Origin of the sequence: Corallococcus exercitus (assembly GCF_003611585.1) — a bacterium.
Lineage (GTDB): Bacteria > Myxococcota > Myxococcia > Myxococcales > Myxococcaceae > Corallococcus > Corallococcus exercitus.
This window is the reverse complement of record NZ_RAVW01000443.1, coordinates 1-7,722: the sequence shown is the minus strand read 5'-3', so window position 1 is coordinate 7,722 and position 7,722 is coordinate 1. Positions and strand designations below refer to the sequence as shown.

At 71.2% G+C, this 7,722-nt stretch carries 7 protein-coding genes and 2 pseudogenes; all 9 read left to right on the top strand.

All coding sequences use genetic code 11. The annotated features are described in order from the left end of the window. Positions 1–333, top strand: a pseudogene (locus tag D7W79_RS35190) (hypothetical protein); the annotation flags it as partial. A 34-nt stretch (positions 334–367) separates the two neighbouring features. Further along, positions 368–1,210 carry an archaetidylserine decarboxylase gene (gene asd / locus D7W79_RS35185; protein WP_120529692.1) on the top strand — a complete coding sequence of 281 codons (843 nt, stop codon included), beginning with the start codon at positions 368–370 and terminating at the stop codon, positions 1,208–1,210. Positions 1,211–1,236: 26 nt separating this feature from the next. After that, positions 1,237–2,499: a histidine--tRNA ligase gene (hisS, locus tag D7W79_RS35180; RefSeq protein WP_244222143.1), complete on the top strand. Its 1,263-nt coding sequence runs from the start codon at positions 1,237–1,239 to the stop codon at positions 2,497–2,499. 171 nt (positions 2,500–2,670) lie between these two features. After that, complete coding sequence (locus D7W79_RS35175; protein ID WP_272491311.1) at positions 2,671–3,081, top strand: S24/S26 family peptidase; 411 nt, start codon at positions 2,671–2,673, stop codon at positions 3,079–3,081. Next, positions 3,078–3,392: a PqqD family protein gene (locus tag D7W79_RS35170; RefSeq protein WP_120529690.1), complete on the top strand. Its 315-nt coding sequence runs from the start codon at positions 3,078–3,080 to the stop codon at positions 3,390–3,392. The genes D7W79_RS35175 and D7W79_RS35170 overlap by 4 nt, the downstream gene beginning before the upstream one ends. Further along, positions 3,389–3,955 carry a hypothetical protein gene (locus D7W79_RS35165; RefSeq protein WP_120529689.1) on the top strand — a complete coding sequence of 189 codons (567 nt, stop codon included), beginning with the start codon at positions 3,389–3,391 and terminating at the stop codon, positions 3,953–3,955. The genes D7W79_RS35170 and D7W79_RS35165 overlap by 4 nt, the downstream gene beginning before the upstream one ends. 13 nt (positions 3,956–3,968) lie before the next feature. Further along, on the top strand, positions 3,969–6,986 hold the full coding sequence (locus tag D7W79_RS35160) for an outer membrane protein assembly factor BamB family protein (protein ID WP_120529688.1): 3,018 nt from the start codon (positions 3,969–3,971) through the stop codon (positions 6,984–6,986). 51 nt (positions 6,987–7,037) lie between these two features. Continuing rightward, the gene (locus D7W79_RS45945) at positions 7,038–7,163 is read left to right on the top strand and encodes a hypothetical protein (protein WP_276375526.1); all 126 of its coding nucleotides are present in this window, start codon (positions 7,038–7,040) and stop codon (positions 7,161–7,163) included. After that, a pseudogene (locus D7W79_RS35155) lies at positions 7,160–7,722 on the top strand (hypothetical protein); the annotation flags it as partial. The gene D7W79_RS45945 and the pseudogene D7W79_RS35155, both read left to right, overlap by 4 nt.

The window sequence follows — 7,722 nt, the reverse complement described above, 5'->3', positions numbered from 1 at the left end:
GAGCCCGAGCGAGCGGAGCCGGTGGACGCCGGCCTGGGGGACGCCGGCGTGATTGGCGGGCCCCAGATGGGCACCCCGGCCTCCGAGCTGGTGGCGGGCTTCCAGGGCTGCTTCACCCGCTCCGTGCCCGTCACGGTGGAGGGGCGGGGGATGCGGGACACCTGGCAGCTGAGCGACCGGGCGTCCTGCCAGCTGGAGTACCCCAGCCACCGCGACACGTCGCTGGTGATTGAAGACGGCCGCGTGCTGGCGCTGTTACCCAAGAGCGCCATGCGCACCGTGCGCCGTTATGAGGACGGCGGCGCGGTGCCCCCGGACGATGCCGGCCGGTGAACCCCTCTTTCTCCTGACGAGCTGACGACCTTCGATGAACGAACAGACCTTCATGAAGTTGATGCGCGTGCTGCCCAAGTCGGCGGTGTCCTCCGTGGTGGGCCTGGCCACGCGCCTGCCCGCGCCCGCGCCGGTGCACCACTGGGCCATGCGCGCCTTCGCCAAGGCGTACAACGTGGACATGGAGGAGGCGGAGCACGCGCTGGAGAAGTACCCGACCTTCGCCCAGTTCTTCACCCGCGGCCTCAAGCCGGGCCTGCGCCCGGTGGACGGCGGTGAGAAGGTCGTCGTGTCGCCGGTGGACGGCCGGGTGTCCCAGGTGGGCTACTCGGACAACGGCCGCTGCCTGCAGGCCAAGGGCATCGAGTACACGGTGGACGAGCTCTTGGGGGACTCGCAGGCCGCGAAGCCCTTCCACGGCGGCGCCTGGACGACGCTGTACCTGTCGCCGCGCGACTACCACCGCATCCACGCGCCGCTGGGCGGCACCATCACCGGGTACGCGTACATCCCGGGTGAGTTCTGGCCGGTGAACCCCGCTTCGGTGAAGAACAAGCAGTCGCTGTTCTGCGTGAACGAGCGCCTGGTGACGTACCTGGACACCGTGGCCGGCAAGGTGGCGGTGGTGAAGGTGGGCGCCACCTGCGTGTCGCGCATCAAGGCGGCCTACGAGGACATCACCACGCACCTGGGCCAGCCGGGCAAGGTGCACCGCTACGGCGCGGGCATCCCGGTGGAGAAGGGCGGCGAGCTGGGCCGCTTCGAGATGGGCTCCACCGTCATCCTCTGCTTCGAGCCCGGGCGCGTGCGCTGGGATGAAAGCCTCCAGCCGGAAGCCGTGGTGCGCATGGGGACGCGCATCGGGGAGATCAAGTGAGCCAGAAGATCAACGGCGTGAAGGGGATGAACGACCTTCTGCCGGGCGAAATCGAGGTCTGGCAGTTCGTGGAGTCCACCGCGCGCACGCTGTTCGGCCGCTTCGGCTACGGCGAGGTGCGCACGCCGATGGTGGAGGACACGGCCCTCTTCGTGCGCAGCGTGGGCGAGGAGACGGACATCGTCGGCAAGGAGATGTACACCTTCGAGGACAAGGGCGGCCGCAGCTTGTCCCTGCGTCCGGAGGGCACCGCGCCCGCGGCGCGCGCGTACATCGAGCACTCGGTGAGCAACCAGGAGCCGGTGTCGCGCTGGTTCTACATGGGGCCCATGTTCCGCTACGAGCGGATGAAGACGGGCCGCTACCGCCAGTTCTACCAGATTGGCGCGGAGGCCTACGGCGCCAAGGAGCCCGCGCAGGACGCGGAGCTGATGGACGTGGTGGTGCAGTTCCTGGAGGCCCTGGGCCTCACGGACGTCACCCTGAACATCAACTCGCTGGGCGACGACAACTGCCGGCCCGCGTACCACGCGAAGCTGGTGGAGTACCTCAACGCGCACCGCGAGGAGCTGTGCGCGGACTGCCAGCAGCGGCTGGAGCGCAACCCGCTGCGCGTCCTGGACTGCAAGAACGAGAAGTGCCAGGCGGTGGCCGCGGCCGGGCCCAACGTGCTGGAGTTCCTGTGCGAGCCGTGCCGCGCGCACTTCACGGACCTGCAGCGCAAGCTGGGCGTGCTGGGCATCAAGTACGTGGTGAACCACCGGCTGGTGCGCGGCCTGGACTACTACACGCGCACCGTCTTCGAGTTCATCGCCTCGCACCCAGCGCTGGGCACCGCCAGCACCGTGGGCGGCGGCGGGCGCTACGACAAGATGATGAAGGGCCTGGGCGGGCCGGACGTGCCCGCGGTGGGCTTCGCCATGGGTCTGGACCGGCTGGTGCTGCTCCTGAAAGAGGGCGGCAAGACGTTCACCCCGCGGCCGGACCTGTTCATCGCCGTGGCGGACGAGGGCTCGCAGGACGCGGGCCTGGCGCTGGCCAGCCGCCTGCGCCGCGAAGGGCTGAAGGTGGACTTCGACACGCGCGGCGGCAGCCTCAAGAGCCAGATGAAGCGCGCGGACAAGTCCGGTGCCCGCTTCACCCTGGTGCTGGGTGAGCAGGAGCGCCAGAGCGGCCAGGCGAAGCTCAAGCCCATGGCGGGCGGCGAGCCCATCCCGGTGGCCCTGGACAGCGTCGCGGCCACCGTGCGCGCCCAGCCGGAAGCCCCGGCCGCCGCTCCCGCTTCCTGATCCAACACCCCCTCCGGCATGACGCGCCTGGCCGGAGGGGAGGGGAGCGGCCTGTCTTCCCTGAAAACCCGGGAGTAAAGGTGTTAAGCATCGTAAGTCCTGGGAATCGCTGGGGGAATGAAGGCTTGGAGATTCGCGGACATTGAGAGGTTGGGGTACATTGCTTCGTCAATGTCGAGCGCTCCCCAGCCCGCCTCCGTGATCGATGGCCCGCGTTGGATCCCCGTGGCCGGGGACAGCATGTGGCCGTCATTGCGCGCGGGGGACGTGGCGGAGGTGGAGCCGCTGGTGGAGGCGCCGCGCCCGGGTGAGGTGGTGCTGGCGCGCTTCGAGTCCTCGCTGGTGCTGCACCGGGTGCGCTGGTGTGACGGCAGCGTCTGCGCGCTTCGCGGGGACAATGGCGGCGCGGAAGATCCGCCGCTGCCTCTCTTCCGTATCCTGGGGCGGGCCCGGCGTGTGCGCCGGGGCGGCGCGCTGCTGGACGTGGAGCGCTGGGACGTGGGGCCGCGGCTCGTGGGCCGCTGGCGCGCGACGGTGAAGCGCCAGGTGGCCGCGTGGCTGGGAAGGACGGGCCGCGCATGAGCTTCCAGGAAGGCAGCGTTCCCCGGCGGCGTGCGGGGACCTCGGGGGAAGGCTTCGGCGCGGACTTCCTGGTGCTGGACGCGGAGGGGCGCACGCTGCGGGGGCTCAACCCGACGGCGGCGCGCATCTGGGCCCTGTGCGACGGACAGCGCACGGCCCGGGCGGTGGCGGAGCAGGTGGCTTCCGAATTTTCGACCGACGTCGGTCCGGTGCTGACCGACACGCTGCGCTTCCTGGCGGAGCTACAGCGGCAGGGGCTGTTGGACGAAGTGCGCGCGCCGGCCGGTGCCGCGCCTCTGGAGGACACATGATGCGGGCGCTCGTGGCGGTGCTGGCGGGTGCGGTGATGCTGTCGGCGTGCTCGGAAGGGGTGTCCCCCCTGCCGCCGCCGTCGGCCGTGAAGCCGGGGCCGGGCAGTGGCTCCGTCACCCCCGTGGAGCCGACGGACGTGCTGGCCGGCGGCGGGAGCGTGGCGAGGCCACCGCCCCAGGCCTCCGTGGACGAGGAGCCGCCTCCGGACGAGGAGCCGCCACCCGTGGTGCTGCCGCCTCCTTCCGGAAGCGCGGAGGTGGTGGGGGCCGGTTCGGAGCCCACGGCCCTGGCCGAGGTGCAGCAGGTGGACGTGGACTTCGTGGTGAGCGGCGTGCGGAGCAAGGGCCAGGTGGACGTGGAGTTCATCGCGCCGGGCGGGCGTCCGTACGAGAAGCGGAGCGCGACGGTGGAGGCACCGCCGGAGGAGACGCGCACGCTGCGCTATTCGCTGCCGGTGGCGGGCACGCCGGTGTCCATGGCGCGCATGACGGGCACCTGGCAGGTGCGCTTCTTCCTGGATGGGGCGCAGCTGGCCGCCACGTCCTTCACCCTGGAGCCGTGACGTGAGGCACGCCATGAACGTCCGCATCCTCGCGCTCGCCGCCCTGTTGCTGCCCGCGGTGGGCTTCTCCCAGACCTGGACCGTGCGTCCCGTCCCCGCCGCCGGAGAGTCGGTCGCGCGCGTGGTGATGGGCGACGCGTCCGACCTCGTCGTGGACGTGACCAACACGTCCGCGGCCACGCTCGACGCCCGCCTGTCGGAGGTGTCCTTCGTCCTCCCGGAAGGCTACCAGCTGCTGGGGGGCCTGCCTGCGGAGACGAACCCGAACTGGAAGGTCGAGTACATCGACGCCAACGAGCGGCGCATCACCTTCCAGTCCACGCTGGGCTGCGTGGACAACGGGCGCGGCCTGGCGCGCAACCAGACCGCGCGCTTCGTGCTGAGCGTGGTGGGCCCGGCGGATCGCAGCAACGACAGCGCCACCGAGCGCCTCGTGGCGGGCACGTACGCCCGTGACCAGTGTGACGGCACGAGCTACACGTACAACGTCGCCAACATGCCCGCGTGGACGCGCGCCGTCCTGGCGACGAACGTGACGCTGCTGCCGCGCGTGCTGGCGGTCAATGGCGCCACCGTGGCGCGGGTCGTGGTGGAGAACCGCGGCACCGCCGCGATCAACTCCGTGGCCGTGGACAACCCCACCTCCACCACCAGCGTGCCCCTCACCACCGTGAGCAAGGACGGCAGCAAGGCCGTGGCGGTGCGGTCCGCGGGCGTCTTCGTGGTCAACCTGCGGCCCACCGCCGCGGGCGCCGTGGCCGCGCGCGTCCGGGCGCGCGCGAGCGGCGTGAACGCACCGCTGGCGGACTCTCCGGTGGCGGACGTGGGCAACCTGGTCGCTACGGCGGACATGGACGTCGCGGACGCGTTCAGCGGCGATCAGGTGACGCTGCGCATGACGGTGTTCAACGCGTCCACCGCGAATTCGTACACCCAGGTGCGCCCGCGCGCGCCGGTGCTCCTGGGCACCGCGACGGCGGCGCTCGTGGCCGGACCGTCACCGGAGAGCGTGGCGCAGCTCGCGCCCGGGGCCTCCGCGCAGTTCACGTGGCGCTATCAGGTGTCGGGCGCGCCCGGCGCCAGCTACCAGTTCCAGGCGCAGGTGGACGGGACGCTCAACGGCTCGGCGGTGGCGGGGGACCAGGTCACCGCGCGCAAGGGGCGCATCGTGGAGCACCGCGTGCGACTGAGCCAGGAGACGATGTCCACCGCGGCCACGTCCGTGACGGTGGCGTACACGGTGCAGAACCGGGGCTCGCTGCCCATCTACGAGGTGAAGCTGTTCAAGCCCGCGGTGAACTACTTCCAGGTGGCTGCTTCGGGCCCGCAGGCGTTCGGGAACTGGATCGTCTCCTCGGACGCGGCCGGCTACCTCTGGGAGTCGGAGACCGGCATCCCGGTGGGCGGCGAGGCCACCTTCCGCATCACGTATTCGGGCTTCACCGCCGTCCCCGCGGACACGGCGTTCCGCCACCGGTTGGAGCTGAACCAGGGCTGGAACGATCCGCGCATCCGCGTCGAGGCGACGATGACGCTGCTCGCGGTGACCGCGTCCCCGGACGTGGCGCGCCTCACCGGCGTGGCCCGCGACGGCAGCGTGACGCTCACCTGGGACAACCCCTTCAACCATGGCGGCACCCTGGTGCTGCGCGCGCAGGGGGCGACTCCGAACGCCGCGCCGGCCAGCGGCGTGCGCTACGCGGTGGGGGACGTGCTGGGCAACGCGACGGTGGCGTACGCGGACGAGTTCAGCTCCGCGTCGTCCTTCACGGACACGGCGGTGACGAACGGCACGACGTACGTCTACCGCGTGTTCAACGCGGATGATGAGTTCCGGTACGGGCCGGGCAACCAGCCCACCTCGCAGGGCCTGCTGGCCACGCCCCGGGCGCGCGTGGCGGGCAACCCGCTGTGGTGCTACTCGGTGGGCCTGTCCTCGCTCTTGCAGCCCGTCACCGAGCTGGGCGTGGGCATCTTCAGCTCCTTCAACGACTCCGTGGTGGGCTCGCTCACGAACACGGTGAACCCGTCCGAGGACGGCGCGGAGCGCTTCCGGCCGGTGAAGATGACGGGCCTGATTGGCAGCCGCTTCCCGGTGGTGCCGCTGCTGGGCCGGCCCGGGCAGCAGTGGATCGTCGTGGGTGACCAGGCCGGCGTGCCGGCGGTGCTCAACGCGGCCACGGGTGAGTTCCTGTGGAAGAACACGACGCTGGGCCTGGGGAACATCAGCTCGTTCCCGGTGACGCAGCTGCTGGACTACGCGAACCCGGAGTACCGGACGACGTTCTCCAACGTGGACCTGGCGATCTTCGCGACGCGCAACACGTCCGCGCAGAACCAGGTGGTCGCGCTGAACGCGGCCACGGGCGCGCTCATCTGGCGCTACCGGCCCGGGGACCTGGGCATGGTGAGCGGCGGCATGCTGGTGGACTACACGACGAACCGGCTGTACGTCGCGACGAAGTCGGGCACGAGTACCGCCACGCTGCGCGTGCTCAACAGCCTCACGGGCGCGGAGGTGGCGCGGCTGGCGTTGGGCGACCTGGAGTTCGGCGTGGTCCGCAACGCCACGAGCAACCAGATCCTGGTCACCGCCAACGACGGCCGGGTGTACGGCGTGAATCCGGCCACGTACGCGCTTGCGTGGACGGTCACCGTGCGGCCCACCACGGCGCGGGCGTTCACCCACTTCGCGCGGCCCCTGGGCCGGGGCTTCGTGGTGAGCACGGCGGACGGCAAGGTGGAGCGCTATGAGATGGACGCAACCAACGTGCCGGTGCTGTTGTGGTCGACGGCCATCGCGGGCCCGGCCGGTTCCTTCACCCTCAACCAGAACGGCGTGGCGCGCATCTACGTCGGCAGCTCGGATGGCAAGGTGCACCAGCTGGAGCTGGAGACGGGCATCGACTCCGGGCAGGTGACGGTGGGCCCGGCGCAGGCCATCGGCACGCCGACCATCGATCACACCGTAAGCCGGTTGCATGTCGGGTCCTCGGATGGTCGAATCTGCGCCTTCCCGGTGCCCTTCTAGGTGGGCCATCACGTGAGCCAACGACCTTCACAGCCTCCCGCGGGTCCCTCCGTGCCGAAGTCGCCGGCCACGCCCGCCGCGTACGTGCCTCCCGCCATCCTGTGGGAGCAGCCCTTCGTCGCGCTGGCGCAGCTGTCCACGTGCACCATCCCCGGCGAATCGGAGTGCGTGCCGTGAACGGCGGGGACCCCCTGGCGGGTCCCCGTGAAGGCGCGCTCCGGATCACCCTGGCCGGGTGGACGGTGGCGCTGGAGGTGGAGGACGCAGCGCTCGTCGGCCCGCTCCAGCGCATGTTCGGCGCGTTCCTCGCGCCGGAGGCCGTGGAGGCCGATGCCCGGCTGGTAATGCGGGCCCCTTCCGTTCCGAGTGCTCCGCCGACCGTGCAGGAGCTGCCCCGGCTGGAGCCTGGTGATGCGGGCACGCTGCGGGTGGAGGGCGCCGGGTACTCCGCGGTGCTCTCCCAGGATCGGAGCCACGCGGACGTCATCGGATCCGGCCGATACCCCGTGGAGAACGTGATCAAGGTGATGCTCGCGTCCGCGCTGGCGAAGCGCGGCGGGCTGCTCATCCACGGCGTGGGGCTGGTGCACGAGGGCCGGGCCGCGCTGTTCGTGGGGCACTCCGGCGCGGGCAAGAGCACCCTGGGCGGGCTGTGGCGCGACGCGGGTGGAACGGTGCTTGCGGACGAGCTGGTGGCGGTGTGGCCCGTGGAGGGGGGCGGGGGGAGGCTGTCTCT

What these genes read in the sequence shown, in the direction of transcription:
- asd (WP_120529692.1), top strand. Translation starts at nt 368, where the DNA reads ATGAACGAACAGACCTTCATGAAGTTGATGCGCGTGCTGCCCAAGTCG.
- hisS (WP_244222143.1), top strand. Translation starts at nt 1,237, where the DNA reads ATGAACGACCTTCTGCCGGGCGAAATCGAGGTCTGGCAGTTCGTGGAG.
- D7W79_RS35175 (WP_272491311.1), top strand. Translation starts at nt 2,671, where the DNA reads ATGTCGAGCGCTCCCCAGCCCGCCTCCGTGATCGATGGCCCGCGTTGG.
- D7W79_RS35170 (WP_120529690.1), top strand. Translation starts at nt 3,078, where the DNA reads ATGAGCTTCCAGGAAGGCAGCGTTCCCCGGCGGCGTGCGGGGACCTCG.
- D7W79_RS35165 (WP_120529689.1), top strand. Translation starts at nt 3,389, where the DNA reads ATGATGCGGGCGCTCGTGGCGGTGCTGGCGGGTGCGGTGATGCTGTCG.
- D7W79_RS35160 (WP_120529688.1), top strand. Translation starts at nt 3,969, where the DNA reads ATGAACGTCCGCATCCTCGCGCTCGCCGCCCTGTTGCTGCCCGCGGTG.